This is a genomic window from Pseudonocardia sp. HH130630-07, from assembly GCF_001698125.1.
Taxonomy (GTDB): domain Bacteria; phylum Actinomycetota; class Actinomycetes; order Mycobacteriales; family Pseudonocardiaceae; genus Pseudonocardia.
Genome location: NZ_CP013854.1, coordinates 3236076 through 3253254 on the forward strand (window position 1 = coordinate 3236076; position 17179 = coordinate 3253254).

The following is a 17179-nucleotide window of genomic DNA, read 5'->3' on the forward strand; positions in this document are numbered from 1 at the left end:
ATCGCTAGCGTCGGGCCCGGTCGATCGAGCCGGGAGGCAGCAGTGGGTTCGTCCCCGATAGGCAGGCGGTCCGTGCTCGCGGCGGCGGGCGGTCTCGGCGCGCTGGCCGCGGGCGTCCGGTCCGGGACCGCCGCCGCGAGCCCTCGGCCCGGCACCGGGGTGGTCGCCGGCCGCCTGCGCTTCGCCCCGGACGGCACCTTCCGCGTCGTGCAGTTCAACGACACCCAGGACGACGAGCGGACCGACGTCCGCACCGTGCAGCTCATCGAGCGCACGCTCGACGCCGAGAAGCCCGGCCTCGTCGTCGTCAACGGGGACGTGATCACCGAGGGCTGCGAGGGACGCCAGCAGGTCAAGCAGGCGATCAACAACGTCGTGTGGCCGATGGAGAGCCGGGCGATCCCGTGGGCGCTGACCTTCGGCAACCACGACGAGGACTCGCCCGCCGCCGAGGAACCCGACATGCTGCGGTTCTGCCGCACCTACGCGCACAACGTGAACGCCGACGAGCAGCCGGGGCCGACCGGGACCGGCAACGGGGTCGTCGAGATCGCCGCCCCGCAGGGTGACCGCGCGGCGTACGCGGTCTGGCTGATCGACGCCGGCCGGTACGCGCCCGAGCGGATCGCCGGCCAGGACATCGAGGGCTACCCGCACTGGGACTGGGTGCGGGGCGACCAGGTCGGCTGGTACCGGGAGCAGTCCGCCGCGCTCGCCGAGCGGCACGGTGGCCCGGTTCCGGGACTGATGTTCCTGCACATCCCGCTGTGGGAGTTCCGCTTCATGTGGTGGGGCGGGGTGGACACCCGGACCGAGGAGTCCGCGGCCCGCGGCCGGGCCAGGCACCGCATCGTCGGCGAGCGCAACGAGGACGAGTGCCCGGGACCGTTCAACTCCGGGCTGTTCTCCGCGATCTGCGAACGCGGTGACGTGCACGGCGTGTTCGCCGGGCACGACCACGTCAACACCTACTGCGGCGACTACTACGGGATCCGGCTCGGCTACGGGCCCGGCACCGGTTTCGGCGCCTACGGGCTGGACGGGCCGGACCGCAACCGGCTGCGCGGGGCCAGGGTGTTCGACCTCGCCGTCGAGGGGGACACGGTCCGGATGGAGACCCGCCTGGTGTTCGCGAAGGATCTCGGCATCGACCTCACCGCCGACGACCGCCCCGGCGACCCGCGCCCGCTCGCCCCGCCGCAGGAGAACGCCTGAGCGATCGCCGCCGGCCGGGGCTCAGACCGGTGCGGCGAGGGTGGCGAGCAGCGCCTCGGCCTGCGACTGGTCGACGACGAGGTGGCTCACCAGCCCGGCCCGGACCGCGGCCAGTGTGGCCCGGGCCCGGTACCGGCCGTGGCTGGTCGCGATCCGCACCGGCACCCGGCGGAGCCCGTCCAGGGTGATCCCGACGACGTGCTGGTCCAGCCCGGGCCGGACGGCGCCGCCGCCGGCGTCGAGCAGGCGGCCGCTGATCTCGCCGACCGCCCCGGCGTCGGCGGTGCGGCGGGACAGCCCGGCCGGGACGAGCGGGTGCACCGCCGAGCCGTGCTCGCTCCAGTGCCCGACCGAGACGACGGCGACGTCGAGGTGCTCGACCCGCTCCAGGCACCGGGCGACCTCGGGCTGTTCGCGCAGGGCGGCGGCCGCGGCCGGGGCGTCGACGAACAGCGGGGCGTAGAACGGGAACGCGGTCCCGCCGGCCCGCCGGGCCACCTCCCGGGTCACCTCGACCGAGCCCAGCCGGTCGCCGGGGAACGACAGCGCCCCGGCGAGCTGCACGACCTGGCACGGCGCCAGCCGCTCCAGCCGGCGCGGCAGCCGCTCGATCACCCGGCTCCAGGCCAGGCCGACCGCGGCGCCCTCGTCGACGAGCGAGGTCAGCAGCGTCGCGAGCGCCCCGGTGACCGCGTCGACCGCCGGTTCCTCGTCGGCGCTCTCGGTGGCCGCGACGACCAGGGTGTCGCGCACCCCGTAGCGCCCCAGCGCCGCGGTGAGATCCCCGGCGAGCGCGGTCCGCTCCCCGGCCGGGTCGCCGACCCGGATCTGCACCGTGCCGTCGGCACGGGCCTCGGCGAGCAGCCGGGCGACCTGCCAGCGGCTGAGCCCGGTGCTGCGGGCGATCTCGGTCTTCGACCGGTCCTGCAGGTAGTAGGCCCGGGCCACCTCCAGCACGACCTCGCGCCCGATCACCTCGGAACGGCCGTCCACGACACCCCCTGATCCCACGGATGAGCGGTACCGACCGCCCCCGCTGCGCAACATTGAGTCCGGCCCGCACCGCTGTTACGGTCACGCCTCACGAAAGAGCGATCACTATCTCACGGATGAGAGATACGGGGCAAGGCATGGCGAACGCAGCGGCAACGACGACGCGCGGGTCCTGGAAGGCCGTCCGGGCGGCATTCGGCGGCAGCTTCATCGAGTGGTACGACTTCTACCTCTTCGGGACCGCCGCGGCGCTGATCTTCCCCCGGCTGTTCTTCCCGGGCAGCGACGACACCGTCAGCGTCATCGAGTCCTTCGGTGCGTTCGCCGCCGGGTTCCTGACCCGCCCGCTGGGTGCCCTGATCTTCGGGCACTTCGGCGACCGGATCGGGCGCAAGCCGATGCTGATGATCACCGTCGTGCTGATCGGTGCGGTCACGTTCCTGATCGGGCTGCTGCCGACCTACGAGACGATCGGCGTGTGGGCGGCGGTCGCGCTGATCTCGCTGCGGCTGCTGCAGGGGATCGGCATCGGCGGCGAGTTCGGCGGCGGGTCGCTGCTCGCGCTGGAGTCGGCGCCGACCGGGCGCCGCGGGTTCATGGGCAGCTTCCACCAGATGGGGACGCCGGCCGGGCTGCTCGTCTCCACCGGTCTGGTCAGCCTGGTCAGCCTGCTGCCCGAGGAGGACTTCCTCAGCTGGGGCTGGCGGATCCCGTTCCTGCTCAGCGGGGTGTTCGTCGTCGTCGCGCTGATCGTACGCTCGCGGGTGCCGGAGACCCCGGTGTTCCAGATCGCCCGGCAGAAGGCGAACCGGCTGCCGGTCGCGACCCTGTTCCGCACCGAGTGGCGGCACCTGCTGCTCGGTCTCGGGGCCCGGATGGCCGACGCCGTCACGTTCAACGTCATCAACGTGTTCGCGATCTCCTACGCGACGGTCCACCTCGGGCTCAGCTCGTCGATGATCCTCAACGGGTTCGTCCTCGCCGCCGCCGTGGAGCTGGTGCTGCTGCCGTTCATCGGCCGGTGGTCGGACCGGGTCGGGCGCAAACCGGTGTACCTGACCGGCGTCGTCGTCTGCGGGATCGGCGGCCTGCTCTACTTCCCGGTCCTGGACACCGGCAGCGTGCTGCTGACCTGGACGGCGATCGTCGTGCTCGTCGCGGTCGGCACCGGCTGCATGTTCGCGATCCAGGGCGCCTACTTCGCCGAGATGTTCAGCACCAGCACCCGCTACACCGGGCTCGGCGTGGTCTACCAGGGCTCGGCGCTGCTCGGTGGCGCCCCGACCCCGGCGATCGCGCTCGCCCTGGTCGCCGCGTTCGGCTACTCGTACTGGCCGGCCGCGATCTACCTGGTGACCCTGTGCGCCGTCAGCGCGGTCTGCGTGCTGCTCACCCGGGAGACCTTCCGCGACGACCTCGCCGAGACCTGATCCCGCCCGCTCCGACCCATCGCCCGACCACCAGCGGAGGAGTTCCGTGCCCGACGGCCGCCCCAACATCGTCCTGATCATCACCGACCAGCAGCGCTTCGACTCGATCGCCGCGCTCGGCCACGAGCACGTGGACACCCCGAACCTGGACCGGCTGGTCTCCGAGGGCACCGCACTCACCAACACCTACGTGGCCGCGCCGTCCTGCGCGCCGTCGCGGGCCAGCCTGTTCACCGGGCTCTACCCGCACACCTCCGGCGTGCTGCGCAACGACGAGCCGTGGTCGCACTCCTGGGTGGAGGACCTCACCGGCAGCGGCTACCGCTGCACCAGCATCGGCAAGATGCACACCTATCCCTACGAGGCGCCGGTCGGGTTCGCCGAGCGGCACGTCGTGGAGAACAAGGACCGGGCGCACCCGAGCCTGCCGTTCTTCCTCGACCAGTGGGACAAGGCGCTGTGGATCCGCGGGCACGAGAAGCCGACCCGGGTCACCTACCGGCGGCGCGACGACTACGCCGACCGGCTGGGCGCCTTCGAGTGGGAGCTGCCCGAGGACCTGCACGCCGACGCGTTCGTCGGGAACCTCGCCCGGCACTGGCTGGAGACCTACCCGGGAGCCGACGACGAGCCGTTCTTCCTGCAGGTCGGTTTCCCCGGGCCGCACCCGCCCTACGACCCGCCGCCGCGGCACCTGGAGCCCTACCGGGACCGGCCGATGCCCCCGGCGCACGCCACCCGGGCCGACATCGACGCCCAGCCGGAGCCGCTGCAGGCCCTGCGGCGCGAGCACCTGGACAACGACCACGACGCCGTCGTGCACCTCGACGATCCGACCGCCGAGCAGGAACAGCGCCGGCGCAGGCACTACTACGCCAACGTCTCGCTGATCGACGAGCAGGTCGGCGGGCTGCTCGACGCGCTGGAGCGGCGCGGGGTGCTCGACGACACCGTCGTCGTGTTCACCTCCGACCACGGTGACGCGCTCGGCGACCACGGGCACTCCCAGAAGTGGACCATGTACGAGCCGAGCGTCCACGTCCCGCTGGTGTTCCGGGGCCCCGGCGTCGCCGCCGGCCGGCGGCTCGACGGGCTGGCCTCGCTGATGGACGTCGGGCCGACGGTGCTGGAGCTGGCCGGGCTCGCGCCGCCGGTGTGGATGGAGGCCGAGTCGCTGACCCCCGCGCTGCGGGGCGAGCGGTGGGAGGGGCGCTCGCACGTGTTCTCCGAGCACGCCCGGGACGGCCTGCTCAAGGGGACCGAGCTGATGACGATGGTGCGGGACCGGCGGCACAAGCTCGTCGAGTTCGTCGACCATCCGCGCGGGCAGCTGTTCGACCTGGAGACCGACCCGCACGAGGAGCACGATCTCTGGTCCTCTCCGGAGCACGCGCCGGTGCGCGAGGAGCTGCGGGAACGCACCCGGGAGTGGCGGGCCGCCAGCGCGCTGCACACGGCGACCTGGGCGGCCCGTTTCCGCTGAGCGACACCCGGACGCACCGCCGCCCCGCCCGCCGGTGACCGGCGGCCCGCGGACCGGCCGGGCGGCTCCGGGGCGGGGACACGGGTCCGGCACGATGGTGAGCGATGCGTGAGGACCGAGGTGCGGAACGGGCGGCGATCCCCCGACCGGTGATGCCGGGGCGGCCCCGCCGGGCACCCGGCGAGGCGGACACGGAGACCACCGCGGAGATCACCCGCCCGGTCGGGCGACCCGTGGTGCCGGACCCCGGTCCGGAGACGACCCCGATCGACCCGGTCCCCCCGGTCGCACCGCCGGTCCCCGGCCCCGCCCCTGCCCCGGCCGCCGCGGCGGACCCGGCCGGCCCGGACGACGCCCCCGGCGGCCCGCCGGAGCAGCCCGCCGGTCCGGCCGGGGGGCCGGCGGGCCCGGCGGGTGGTTCCGCCGGTCCGGCCGCCCCGTCCGGCGGATCGGGGAACGCCTCGCTGGTCCGCTCCTCGGGCATGATGGCGATCGCCAGCCTGGTCAGCCGGATCACCGGCTTCGTCCGGACACTGGCCGTGGTCGCGGTGCTCGGCTTCGCCGTCGTCAACGACTCCTACACGGTCTCCAACACGCTGCCGAACATCGTCTACGAGTTCCTCATCGGCGGCGTGCTGACCAGCGTGATGATCCCGGTACTGGTGCGGGCCCAGACCGAGGACGCCGACGGCGGCGAGGCGTTCACCCGGCGGCTGCTCACCGTCGTCGGGATCGGGCTGCTCGTCGCGACCCTGCTGGCGATGGCCGCCGCGCCGCTGCTCACCCAGCTCTACCTCGGCTCCGGGGAGTCGGGGCGGTCCAACCCGGAACTGGCGACGGCGTTCGCCTGGCTGCTGCTCCCGCAGATCTTCTTCTACGGCCTCGGCGCCCTGCTGGGCGCGATCCTGAACTCGAAGCAGATGTTCGGGCCGTTCGCCTGGGCGCCGGTGCTCAACAACCTCGTCGTGCTCGGGGTGCTCGGGGTGTTCGCCCTGATGCCGGGGGAGATCAGCCTCGACCCGGTGCGGATGGGCGACCCGAAACTGCTGGTCCTGGGCCTGGGGACGACGCTGGGCATCGTCGTGCAGGCGTTGACGCTGATCCCGTTCATGCGCCGGATCGGGTTCCGCTACCGGCCGCTGCTCGGGTGGGACCCGCGGCTCGGCGTGGCCGGCGGCATGGTCCTGTGGATCATGGGCTACGTCGCGGTCGGCGCGGTCGGCTACATCGTGACCACCCGGGTCGCCGCGGCGGCCGACGGCGGCTCGGTCACCACGTACACGAACGCGTGGCTGCTGCTGCAGGTCCCGTACGGCGTCCTCGGCGTCTCGCTGCTGACCGCGCTGATGCCGCGGATGAGCCGGGCCGCGGCGAGCGGGGACACCGGGCAGGTCGTCGCCGACCTGTCGCTGGGTGCGCGGCTGTCCACCGTGGGCCTGGTGCCGATCGCGGCGGTCATGACGGCGTTCGGCGGCGCGCTGGGCACCGCGCTGTTCTCGGTCGGCGCCGGGAGCGGCACCGGCGCGGCCCGCCTCGGCGAGACCATCGCGTGGTCGGCGTTCGGGCTGCTGCCCTACGCCGTGACGATGCTGCAGATGCGGGTCTTCTACGCGATGACCGACTCGCGGACGCCGACGTTGATCCAGGTCGGCATGGTCGCGGTGAAGATCCCGCTGCTGCTCATGTGCCCGCTGCTGCTGCCGCCGGAGCAGGTCGTGCTGGGGCTGGCCGCGGCGAACGGGCTGTCGTTCGTCGGTGGTGCGCTGCTCGGGCAGTGGCTGCTGCGCCGCCGGCTCGGCCGGGCGCGCAGCGTCGAGGTGCTGTCGACGCTGGCCCGGGTCACGCTGGCGTCCGCGGTGGGCGCCGCGCTGGCCTGGGGGCTGGTGCAGCTCGCCGATCCGCTGCTGGCCGGCTGGTCCGACGTCGTGCGGTCCTGGGCCGTGCTGGTGCTCGGGAGCCTCGTCGCGCTGCCGCTGGCCGTCGTCGGCATGCGGGTGCTGAAGGTCGCCGAGCTCGACGCGGTGTTCCGGCGCTTCGCCCGGCGCTGAGGGCCGTGTCAGTATCGGCCGGGTGGATCCCCTGGAGTGGCCGGCCCTGGACGAGCTGCGGCGGCGGACGAGCTCGAAGTGGCGCGAGTACCCCGATGACGTGCTCCCGCTCTGGATCGCCGAGGCGGACGTGCCGCTCGCCCCGGCCGTCGTCGAGGCGGTCACCGCGGTGCTGCGCCGCGGGGACACCGGCTACCCCGCCGGTCGTGGCTACGCCGAGGCGTTCGCCCGGTTCGCCGCGGACCGGTGGGGGCTCCCGACGGCGGTCGGAGCCGGAGCGGCGGCACCGACGGCGGTCGGAGCCGGAGCGGCGGCACCGACGGCGGTCGACCTGGGGCGGGCGGTGCTCGTGCCGGACGTCATGCAGGGCGCCGTCGCGGTGCTGCAGTCGCTCGCCCCGCCCGGCGGCGGGGTCGTCGTCACCCCGCCGGTGTACCCGCCGTTCCACTCGCACCTACGGCACGCCGGGCTCGTCCCGGTGCCGGCCCCGCTGACCGCGCAGGGGCGGCTCGACCCCGGCACGCTCGCCGCCGCGTTCGCGCGGCCGGACGTGCGCGCCTTCCTGCTCTGCTCGCCGCACAACCCGACCGGGACCGTGCACACCGCCGACGAGCTGGCGACGGTCGCGGACCTGGCCCGGCGGCACGGCGTCACCGTGGTGGCCGACGAGATCCACGCGCCGCTGGTGGATCCCGGCACCGCGTTCACGTCGTGGCTCGCCGTCCCCGGCGCGGGGGACGGGTTCGCGCTGTGGTCGGCGTCGAAGGGGTGGAACCTGGCCGGGCTCAAGGCGGCGGTCGCCGTGCCGGGCCCGGACGCCGACACCGGGCGGCTGGCCACCGACATCCTGGAGGTCGGGGCGAGCCACGTGGCGGTGCACGCCCACATCGCCGCCCTCGACGACGGCCGGGACTGGCTGGACGGGTTCGTCGCCGCCGTCGGCCGGAACCGGACGCTGCTCGCGTCCCTGCTCGCCGAGCACCTGCCCGGGGTCGGCTACCGGCCGGGCCCGGCGTCGTTCCTGGCCTGGCTGGACTGCCGTGCGCTCGGGCTCGGCGACGACCCGGCCGCGGTGTTCCTGGACCGGGCCCGGGTCGCGCTGAACTCCGGGCCGACGTTCGGCGACGGCGGCGCGGGGCACGTCCGGCTGAACGTGGCGACCGGGCCCGACGTGCTCACCACCGCGGTGCGCCGGATGGCCGCCGCGGTGTCCTGACACCGTCGGCTCGTCCCGGCCCCGGACGCACGAACGCCGCGCCCCGGGGTGCGGGGCACGGCGTCGTGGGTGGTTCTCCGGTCAGGCGTCCGGGTCGTCGCCGACCAGGTCGGCGGCCGAGGCGCCGTTCTGGCTCTTCACCGCGACCTTCTGCCGGCCGCGGCGCTGGGCCGGGCGGGGCGGGGGCGGCGGGGCCTGCTGGGCGTACTGCCCGCCACGGCCCATGATCAGCTCGGCGAAGGTCGCCATCGCCTCGTCCAGCTGGTTGGCGTTGCGGAGCTCGGACTCGGCGTTCGCCCTGGTCACCAGGTCGGTCACCGAGCCGGTGTCCGGGCGGTCCTTCAGCACGGCGTCGATGCCGGTCAGCCGGCCGTCGACGTTCTCGGCGAGGGTGTCGAAGCGCTCGCCGACGGTGCCGGAGACCTGGTCGACGTCGCCGGAGAGCTTCTCCAGCCGGGAGTCGACGTTCTCGGCGAGGGTGTCGAAGCGGCCGTCGACGTCGGAGGTGAGCCGGTCGAGCCGGGCGTCGAAGCCGGTCAGCTTCTCGTCGACGCCGGTGAACCGGTCGCCCACCGAGCCGTCGAGCTCGCTCAGCCGCTCCTTCAGCGAGCCGCCGAGCTTGCCGACCCGCTCCTTGACCGACCCGTCGAGGTCGGACAGCTTGCCGTCGAGCCCGGTCTCGACCGAGTCCAGCCGGGTCCCGACCTCCTCCAGCCGCGCCGACAGCGCCTCCAGCCGCTTGGTGAGCGCCTCGAACCCGGGAGCCGGGTCGACGGCCGGGCGCTGGGCCAGCTCCTCCAGCCGGCGGTGCAGGCCGACCGAGGTGTCGCCGAGCAGGTTGCGCAGGCCCTCGCCGGTCTCCTCGAACGAGGACACCGCGGCGTCGAGCTGGTCCTTGACCTGCCGCTCGACCCCGTCGATGCGCTCCTTGATCGGGGAGGCGACGGCGTTCGGCATGGCGTCGAGCCGCATCTCGTGCCGGTCGAGCCGGTTGTCCAGGTCGTCGAGGCGCTTGTGCAGGCCGCCGAGCCGGTCGTCCAGGCCGTCCATCCGGCCGGACACACCCTCCAGGCGCCCGCCCATGCCGTCGAGCCGCCCGTCGAGCTGCGCGATCGGCTTCGCCAGCTTGTCCGGGAGCGACTCGATCGCCCGGGTGATCGCGCCGAGCACGATCTCGGTGTTGTCGAGCTTCGTCACCGTCTCGTCGAGGCGCTCGGACACGACGTTGAGCTCGGTCCGGTCGGGGAGCTCGGTGAGCTTCTTGCGCACGGTGCCGATGGCGTCCAGCGCGGCGAGCCGGGCGTGGATCTCGTCCAGGGAGTCGAAGATCTGCTGTTGCTCGCTGTCACGGATCTCGGCCGCCCGCATGAGCATGCCGCGCATCCGGTCGAACGAGAGGTTCGAAGTGTCGCTCATGGCACCTGCGCGCTTTCCTCTGAGCTGAGTGGGGAGTGCCCAGAGGGTAGCGACCGCCGTTCGAGCGTCGACGGACGGTGGCGGATTGAGCCATCCGGGGTATGTCACGCCCCCGGATCGAGCGGGATCATGGCAGGTCGGTGCGCGCGTGCCCACCCGCCACGCCGTGCTCGCCGGCGCCGGATGTTTGCGAGCCCGGTCCGCACGGGGCCGTACACACGATCGTCCGGTTCGCCCGGCGCTGCGTCGAGCGGTACCGCCCCCGCGGCGAGAGCCCGCCCCTCCTCCTCCTCCTCCTCCTCCTCCCCGCCCCCTCCTTCTTCTTCTTTCTGCACTCATGGAGCTTCGGCCTCGTCACACCGGGCCGAAGCTCCATGAGTGCAGCCGGGGGCGGTGGTTCCCCTCCGTACTCATGGAGCTTCAGCCTCGTGACACGAGGCTGAAGCTCCATGAGTGGAGAGGGGGCGGTGTGAGGGGGTGTGGGGGTGGGGCGGGGCCGGGTGGTTCGGAGGGCCGGAATGTCGGTGCGGCTGGTTACCATCCGGTTTCCCGGTTCCGGGGCTGTGTGCCCGGCACCTCCACCGGCGAGGACCCAGGGGGTCACCATGGCCGATCCGACGAGCCCGGCTCCCGTCCCGGTCACCCGCGAGACGGTGCGGCAGGCGCCGAAGGTGCTGCTGCACGACCACCTCGACGGTGGCCTCCGGGTGGAGACGGTGATCGACCTCGCCCGCGAGATCGGGTACGACCGGTTGCCGACCACCGACCCGGCCGCGCTCGCCGCATGGTTCCTCGGTGCGGCGCACTCCGGTTCGCTGGAGCGCTACCTGGAGACGTTCGGCCACACCGTCGCCGTCATGCAGTCCCGGGAGGCACTGACCCAGGTCGCCGCGGAGGCCGCCGAGGACCTGGCCGCGGACGGCGTGGTCTACGCCGAGGTGCGGTTCGCCCCGGAGCTGCACGTCGAGAACGGCCTCGACGTCGACGCCGTGGTCGCGGCAGTGCTCGACGGCTTCCGGATCGGTGCCGACCGGGCGGCCGCGGCTGGGCGGCGGATCCGGATCGGCACGCTGCTCACCGCGATGCGGCACGCGGCCCGCTCCCGGGAGATCGCCGAGCTCGCCGTGCGGCACCGCGACGCCGGGGTCGTCGGCTTCGACATCGCCGGTGCGGAGAAGGGGTTCCCGCCCACCCGCCACCTCGACGCCTTCGAGTACGTCCGCCAGCAGAACGCACACGTCACCATCCACGCCGGCGAGGCGTTCGGGCTGCCGTCGATCTGGGAGGCCGTCCAGTGGTGCGGCGCCGACCGGCTCGGGCACGGGGTCCGGATCGTCGACGACATCACCCGGGCCCGGGACGGGGCCCCGCAGCTCGGCCGGCTGGCCGCCTGGGTGCGCGACAGCCGGGTGCCGCTGGAGATGTGCCCGACGTCGAACGTGCACACCGGCGCCGCCCCGTCGCTGGCCGAGCACCCGATCGGGCTGCTCACCGCGCTCCGGTTCCGGGTCACGGTCAACACCGACAACCGGCTGATGTCCGGGTGCAGCATGACCAGCGAGCTGGCCGATCTCTCCGAGACCTTCGGCTACGGGTGGGACACCCTGCAGTGGTTCACCGTCAACGCGATGAAGTCCGCCTTCATCGGGTTCGACGAGCGGCTCGCGCTGATCAACGACGTGATCAAGCCGGGGTACCGGGCGCTGACCGGCCGCTGAGCAGCGGGCCCTGCGCCGGCGGGTGCCGGCCGGGCGCTGCTCAGTGCTCCCGCAGCCGGGCCTCCAGCCCGGCGACGAGCTCGCCCCAGGCCTCCGCCTCGCGGCTGAACGGCGGGCTGGGCGCCATCCGGGTCGGGTCCGGCCGGACCACGAACGACACCAGCCAGCCCAGGCTGTTCGACTCCGCGAGGTACTCCGCCGGCTCCGGGTCGCCCGCCCACTCGCCGACGTCGGTGAGCAGCTCCGACGCCAGGTCGAGCTGTACCGGGTCCAGGTCCAGCACCCCCTCGGCGAGGTCCGCCCCGATGCCGGTGAGCACGTAGGTGTTCATGTCCTCGACGGCGACCTGCAGGTCGCCGGTCGCGGCGGCCTCCAGCACCTCGGGCAGCGTGACGGCCGCAGCGAGGTCGGTGCCGTGCACGGCGGGGTGCTCCGGGTCCGCGAGGGCCCGGGCCATCGCGCGCTCGGAGGCGAACACGTCGATCCGGCCGTCGGAGCCGAGGTAGACCGGCTTGTCGTCGAGGTAGCACCGCAGGGTCACGACCGACCGCTCGCCGGACTCGATGCGGATCGGGTCGATGCCGACCTCGGCCCAGAACCCGGTGGCCTGCGGCTCGTCGTCGGCCGGGCCGGCCTCCAGCGCGGCGGCCTCGAGCACCTCGTCGTCATCGTCGCCGCTGCCGAACGCCGCCTCGCGGGCGGCCTCCCACTCGGCGGCCTCGGCACGCGCCTTCTCCAGCGCGCCGGTGTCGATCTTCGGGGTGGCGACCAGCCCGTCGACGGTGTCGAGGATGTCGTCCCAGTGCCGGGTGACCGCGGCGGACAGCGCCGACCAGCGCTTGGCCCCCTCGCGGCCGGTGAAGGCCGACTCGCCGTCGCGGAGCCGGGCGAAGGACTCCTCGCCGTCCAGCGCGGTGACGACGTCGGTCAGGTCGCAGACGTCGGCCAGCGAGCGGACGATCGAGATGATCTCGTGCAGCTGCTGGACGATCCAGGCGTCCGGGTCGGCCGCCGCGAGCTCGGGCAGGCCGACGAGGTCGTAGCCGTGGGCGTCGTCCGGCGTCAGCTCGCCGACGTCCAGGCCGGGGACCACGGACCAGGCCGGGTGGTCCTCCAGATCGTGCCCGGAGGCGGTGCGGACGAACGCGGCGAGGCCCGCGATCTCGTCGAAGACGAACACGTTGTCGTCGTCGCCGAGGAAGGCCTCCCACTCCTCGCCGTCCTCCCGCCACGGGGGAGCCCACAGGGTGACCACGTCGCCCCGGGTGAGAGCGAGCCGGATCGGGACGATGTCGCTTGCCACGCGGTGACCCTATCGTCGTGCCGGTCACCCGGCCGGGCCGACCGTCGGTAAGTCGTCTCGGACGTGCTGCTGGAGCCTCGGGGGACGCGCCCGCCGTCGGTTCGGGTCGGGGCCCTTCGGGGGCGGCGGGGCGCGGTCGTCGGGAGCGGGGGTCGGGGAACCCCGGTCGCTCAGGCCTTGCTGTGCAACCGCACCACGCCGATCGAGACGTCCTCCAGACCGCCGCGGTCGAAGTCCCGCCGCAACTGGTCCGCCTTCACGGTCGCCGTCATCCCGTCGAACGGGCCGTGCGCGTCCACCTCCCCGGTTTGCGGGTCCACCGCCAGGACGACGTACCCGTCGCACTGCGTGAGCTTTTCCGCAGCAGCGATCAACGTCTGCTCCTCGGAAGTCGTGTTCTCCGGCATCGGATCACCTCCTCGTCATCTAGTACAGCGTCGCCGGAGCCCTCGGTGTGACACCGTTACGGCCATACCACCCGTTCGGGTCAGGTGAATCGCGAAATCGGCGACGCCGCGTGCTGATTGCCGCACTCGGCGCACACGGTCACGCGAAGGGACCAACGGGGGGTGCTCGCAGCGGTACCCCTCGTGATCACGAACGCGGCCGGGGATCGACTGTGACGCAAGGTCTGCGGGGGTGTTCCGGGCCTCACCCGGCAGGGCGAGGGCCGCTCTCCGGACGCGGAGCCGTCACTCGTCGGTGCGCGCCGAGCGCTCACTCTTCGTGAACCATGACACGCCTCCGTGTCACCGTCGTCCCCGTGTCCCGGCCGGTACCGGCGGCACGGGCCGATCCGCTGCCCCGGCGGGCGACCGCACCGCCCTGGTGGGCGACCGCACCGCCTCCGGGGACACCGCCGCCGGGCCGGCGACCGTAGGCTGCGGCCGTGGACACGAGCGTCGTCGACCACCCGCTGGCGCGGGCCCGGCTGAGCACGATGCGGGACGCCCGCACCGACAGCGCGACCTTCCGCGCCGCGCTGCGCGAGCTGACCCTCATGCTGATCTACGAGGCGACCCGCTCCGCCCCGCTCGCCGAGACGCCGATCCACACCCCGGTGGCCCGGACGACCGGCTACCGGCTGGCGGCGCCCCCGGTCCTCGTCCCCGTGCTGCGGGCCGGGCTGGGGATGGCCGAGGCGGCGCTGAACCTCGTCCCGGAGGCGCAGATGGGCTTCGTCGGGATGGCCAGGGACGAGGAGTCGCTGCAGCCGGTGCCCTACATGGAGTCGCTGCCCGACTCGCTCGTCGGGCGCCCGGTGTTCGTGCTCGACCCGATGCTGGCGACCGGCGGCTCCATGGTGCACACGGTCGAGCTGCTCACCCGCCGCGGCGCGGACGACGTCACCGCGGTCTGCGTGCTGGCCGCCCCGGAGGGGGTACGGGTGCTGGCGGACTCCGGGCTGCCGGTCCGGCTGGTGACCGCCAGCGTCGACGAGCGGCTGAACGACTCGGCCTTCATCGTCCCCGGCCTGGGCGACGCCGGGGACCGCCAGTTCGGCTCGGTCTGAGCCCTCCGGTGCGCGCGCGACGGGTGCCGGCCCGGCAGCTGCTCTCGGTCGTGCTCGTCGCGGCCGTCGTCGCCGCGGTCGCGGCCCTGGCGGTGGCCGACCGGCCGGAGGAGAACGACGTCCCCGCGGTCGCCGCGCCCGGCGTGCTGCGGGTGCTGCCGCTCGGGGCGTCGTCGACGGTCGGCGTGGGCAGCCTCGGCACCGCCGGGTACCGGCTGCCGCTGTGGGAGCGGCTCACCGCGCGCGGCGTGCGGCTCGACTACGTCGGCTCGCGGAACTCCGGGCCGGACGCGCTGCCCGACGGCGACCACGAGGGACGCTCGGGCTGGAGCGCGGCCCGGATGGCCTCGTTCGTCGGCGGCTGGGTGCTGGCCGCGGACCCGGACGTCGTGCTGCTGCACGCCGGGACGAACGACCTGCTCGCCGGGGCGTCGGCACGGTCGACGGCGCAGAGCCTGGACCGGGTGCTGGAGCGGATCTTCGCCGCGGCGCCGGGCACGCACGTCGTCATGGCCGGGGTGTGGGCCCCGCTGCCCCGCCAGCGTGCGGCCCGCGGCGAGCTGAACACGCTGCTGCCGCAGGTCGCGCAGCGGCACCGGGAGCTGGGGCACTCCGTGGAGTACGCCGACGTGTCGTCGCTGTTCCCGGCCGGGCGCACCGCCGACGGGCTGCACGCCGGCCCGCTCGCCTACCGGGAGATCGCCGGGATGTGGGCCGGCCGGATCGAGACCTGGCTGGACCGGCGGGCCGCGCGGCGGCTCACCCGTCCGGCATGACGGTCGCGGCCAGCACCGCACCGAGCTCACGGCACCGGTCGCGGGCCGCGGCGTCCGGCGGGCCGGTGAGCTCGACGGGTGCGGCGGCCGCGGTCCAGCCCATGCCCTCGGCGATCCGGGTGACCGACCGGGTCGCTCCGGAGGTGTCCGAGCCGCCGTGCACCCACAGGCCGTACGGCAGGCCCCGGGTGTCGTCCCCGCAGACGTAGTAGACCTGGTCGAGGAAGTGCTTGAGCGCCCCGGACATGTAGCCGATGGCGGCCGGGGTGCCGAGCAGCACCGCGTCCGCGGCCAGCAGGTCCGACGCGGTCGCGGCCAGCGCGGCCCTGCTGACCGTCCGCACCCCGCTGATCTCCGGGTCGGCCGCACCCGCCTGCACCGCGTCGAGCAGCTCGGCCGTCCCGGGGGACGGTGTGTGGTGCACGATCAGCAGGGTGGTCACGGGGCCAGCATCCGCTCGACCTCGGCCCCGAGCGCGGCGAGCCGGTCGGCCGCCACGGCCCGCGACGCCGGGACGAGCGCGACGTCCCCGGCCGGGGGCTCGACGACCTCCAGGTAGGCCTTCAGCTTCGGTTCGGTCCCGGACGGGCGGACGACGACCCGCTCGCCGTCGCGGCGCAGCCGCAGCACGTCCGGCGCGGGACGGTCGATCTCCCAGCCGGACGGCGGTGCGTCGCGCAGCCGCTGCACCGCGGCGTCGCGTTCGGCCGCGGGCAGGCGCAGCGAGACGCCGCGGGTGAGGTGGACGCCGAACTCCGCGGCCAGCTCGTCGAGCCGCGCGGGTACCGACGACCCGGCGGCGGCGAGCCCGCGGACCAGGTCGGCGGCCACGACGGCCGCGGAGATCCCGTCCTTGTCCCGGACCCCGCCGGGATCGACGCAGAGCCCGATCGCCTCCTCGTAGCCGAAGACCAGCCCCGGCCCGCCGCGGACGATCCACTTGAAGCCGGTCAGCGTCTCGGCGAACCGGGCGCCGCGGGCCGCCGCGACCCGGCCCAGCATCGACGAGGAGACCACCGTCGTCGCCACCAGCGGGCGGTCGTCGCCGGGCGGTGGTCCGGTGCGCAGCAGGTGGTCGCCGAGCAGGACGCCCGTCTCGTCGCCGCTGAGCATCCGCCAGCCGCCGTCGCCGGGGACGCCGATCGCGCACCGGTCGGCGTCCGGGTCCAGGGCGACGGCCAGGTCGGCCCCGGACTCCGCGGCGAGCGCGAGCAGCGCGTCGGTGGCGCCGGGCTCCTCCGGGTTCGGGAACGCGACCGTCGGGAAGTCCGGGTCCGGCCGGGCCTGGCTCGCGACCACCCGGACGTCGTGCACCCCGGTCCTGGCGAACGCCGCGGTGACCAGCGCACCGCCCACGCCGTGCATCGGGGTCAGCGCGATCCGCGGGGCGGGGCCCTGGGGGCCGCGGGGCAGCGTGGCGACGCGGTCGAGGTACGGGCCGGTGAGGTCGGCCGGGTCCGGGAGTGCGCCGAGCGGGACCGCGACGGCGGCCGGTGCGGCGTCGACGGCGGCCTCGATGGCGGCGTCGTCCGGTCCGACGAGCTGCGCGCCGTCGGAGAGGTAGACCTTGTAGCCGTTGTCGGCGGGCGGGTTGTGCGACGCCGTGACCGCGATCCCCGCGACGGCGCCCAGGTGCCGGACGGCGAACGCGACGAGCGGCGTCGGCACCGGTCCGTCGAGGAGCACCGGGGTGAACCCGGCACCGGCCAGCACGCGGGCCGTCGCCGTGGCGAAGGCGGCGGAACCGTGCCGCGCGTCCCGGCCGACGACCACCTGCCCGCCCTGCTGCCCGGACGCGCGCAGCCAGGCGGCGAGCCCGGCCGTCGCCCGGGTCACCACCGCCACGTTCATCCCGGACGGTCCGGCCCGCACCGGTCCGCGCAGGCCCGCGGTGCCGAACCGCAGCGGACCGGACATCCGCTCGGCGAGCTCGGCCGCGGCGTCCTCGGCGGGGGGACCGCCGGCCATCGCGGTCGCGAGCACCCGCTGCAGCTCGGTGCGGGTGTCCGGGTCGGGGTCGTCGGCGATCCAGCGCAGGACGGCGTCGCGCAGCTGCGGGGCGAGCACG

General features: G+C 74.5%; 14 protein-coding genes. 8 read left to right on the plus strand and 6 right to left on the minus strand.

Features of this window, described 5'->3' with window-relative positions:
- The first annotated feature begins 72 nt into the window (after positions 1–72).
- Positions 73–1215 carry a metallophosphoesterase family protein gene (locus AFB00_RS15715; protein WP_231973949.1) on the plus strand — a complete coding sequence of 381 codons (1143 nt, stop codon included), beginning with the start codon at positions 73–75 and terminating at the stop codon, positions 1213–1215.
- Between the two features lie 21 nt (positions 1216–1236).
- Here the strand turns inward: AFB00_RS15715 and AFB00_RS15720 are convergent, their stop codons facing one another.
- Positions 1237–2226 carry a sugar-binding transcriptional regulator gene (locus tag AFB00_RS15720; protein ID WP_197519549.1) on the minus strand — a complete coding sequence of 330 codons (990 nt, stop codon included), beginning with the start codon at positions 2224–2226 and terminating at the stop codon, positions 1237–1239.
- Positions 2227–2345: 119 nt separating this feature from the next.
- On the opposite strand from AFB00_RS15720, the gene AFB00_RS15725 reads away from it, so the two are divergent.
- From AFB00_RS15725 to AFB00_RS15740, 4 genes are all read left to right on the plus strand, one after another.
- Positions 2346–3638, plus strand: a complete 1293-nt coding sequence (locus tag AFB00_RS15725) for an MFS transporter (protein WP_068797861.1) — start codon at positions 2346–2348, stop codon at positions 3636–3638.
- 46 nt (positions 3639–3684) lie between these two features.
- Entirely contained in the window at positions 3685–5121 is a 1437-nt protein-coding gene (locus tag AFB00_RS15730; RefSeq protein WP_068797862.1) for a sulfatase family protein, read from the plus strand.
- A 104-nt stretch (positions 5122–5225) separates the two neighbouring features.
- Positions 5226–7169 (plus strand): murein biosynthesis integral membrane protein MurJ, encoded by a 1944-nt coding sequence (gene murJ, locus AFB00_RS15735; protein WP_068797863.1) that lies wholly within the window; start codon positions 5226–5228, stop codon positions 7167–7169.
- 22 nt (positions 7170–7191) lie between these two features.
- Positions 7192–8385, plus strand: a complete 1194-nt coding sequence (locus AFB00_RS15740) for a MalY/PatB family protein (RefSeq protein WP_068797864.1) — start codon at positions 7192–7194, stop codon at positions 8383–8385.
- 81 nt (positions 8386–8466) lie between these two features.
- Here AFB00_RS15740 and AFB00_RS15745 read toward each other — a convergent pair whose 3' ends face one another.
- Positions 8467–9801 carry a hypothetical protein gene (locus tag AFB00_RS15745; protein ID WP_068797865.1) on the minus strand — a complete coding sequence of 445 codons (1335 nt, stop codon included), beginning with the start codon at positions 9799–9801 and terminating at the stop codon, positions 8467–8469.
- Between the two features lie 605 nt (positions 9802–10406).
- Here AFB00_RS15745 and AFB00_RS15750 point away from each other — a divergent pair.
- Positions 10407–11519, plus strand: coding sequence for an adenosine deaminase (locus AFB00_RS15750; RefSeq protein WP_068797866.1), 1113 nt, complete (start codon positions 10407–10409; stop codon positions 11517–11519).
- A gap of 40 nt (positions 11520–11559) precedes the next feature.
- On the opposite strand, the gene AFB00_RS15755 is transcribed toward AFB00_RS15750, so the two are convergent.
- Complete coding sequence (locus tag AFB00_RS15755; protein ID WP_068797867.1) at positions 11560–12822, minus strand: primosomal protein; 1263 nt, start codon at positions 12820–12822, stop codon at positions 11560–11562.
- Between the two features lie 170 nt (positions 12823–12992).
- On the minus strand, positions 12993–13229 hold the full coding sequence (locus AFB00_RS15760; protein ID WP_068797868.1) for a hypothetical protein: 237 nt from the start codon (positions 13227–13229) through the stop codon (positions 12993–12995).
- A gap of 482 nt (positions 13230–13711) precedes the next feature.
- On the opposite strand from AFB00_RS15760, the gene upp reads away from it, so the two are divergent.
- Together upp and AFB00_RS15770 are read left to right on the plus strand one after the other, a co-directional pair.
- A complete protein-coding gene (upp, locus tag AFB00_RS15765) occupies positions 13712–14335 on the plus strand; it encodes a uracil phosphoribosyltransferase (RefSeq protein WP_068797869.1) in 624 nt (207 codons plus the stop codon).
- An 8-nt stretch (positions 14336–14343) separates the two neighbouring features.
- Positions 14344–15111 carry a GDSL-type esterase/lipase family protein gene (locus AFB00_RS15770; RefSeq protein WP_197519550.1) on the plus strand — a complete coding sequence of 256 codons (768 nt, stop codon included), beginning with the start codon at positions 14344–14346 and terminating at the stop codon, positions 15109–15111.
- On the opposite strand, the gene AFB00_RS15775 is transcribed toward AFB00_RS15770, so the two are convergent.
- Together AFB00_RS15775 and AFB00_RS15780 are read right to left on the minus strand one after the other, a co-directional pair.
- Positions 15095–15553, minus strand: a complete 459-nt coding sequence (locus tag AFB00_RS15775) for a flavodoxin family protein (protein WP_068797871.1) — start codon at positions 15551–15553, stop codon at positions 15095–15097. The two genes, AFB00_RS15770 and AFB00_RS15775, sit on opposite strands and share 17 nt — an antisense overlap.
- Positions 15550–17178 (minus strand): phospho-sugar mutase, encoded by a 1629-nt coding sequence (locus tag AFB00_RS15780; protein WP_068797872.1) that lies wholly within the window; start codon positions 17176–17178, stop codon positions 15550–15552. The genes AFB00_RS15775 and AFB00_RS15780 overlap by 4 nt, the downstream gene beginning before the upstream one ends.
- Between the last annotated feature and the right edge of the window lies 1 nt (position 17179).

What these genes read in the sequence shown, in the direction of transcription:
- murJ (WP_068797863.1), top strand. Translation starts at nt 5,226, where the DNA reads ATGCGTGAGGACCGAGGTGCGGAACGGGCGGCGATCCCCCGACCGGTG.
- AFB00_RS15760 (WP_068797868.1), bottom strand. Translation starts at nt 13,229, where the DNA reads ATGCCGGAGAACACGACTTCCGAGGAGCAGACGTTGATCGCTGCTGCG.
- AFB00_RS15725 (WP_068797861.1), top strand. Translation starts at nt 2,346, where the DNA reads ATGGCGAACGCAGCGGCAACGACGACGCGCGGGTCCTGGAAGGCCGTC.
- AFB00_RS15745 (WP_068797865.1), bottom strand. Translation starts at nt 9,801, where the DNA reads ATGAGCGACACTTCGAACCTCTCGTTCGACCGGATGCGCGGCATGCTC.
- AFB00_RS15750 (WP_068797866.1), top strand. Translation starts at nt 10,407, where the DNA reads ATGGCCGATCCGACGAGCCCGGCTCCCGTCCCGGTCACCCGCGAGACG.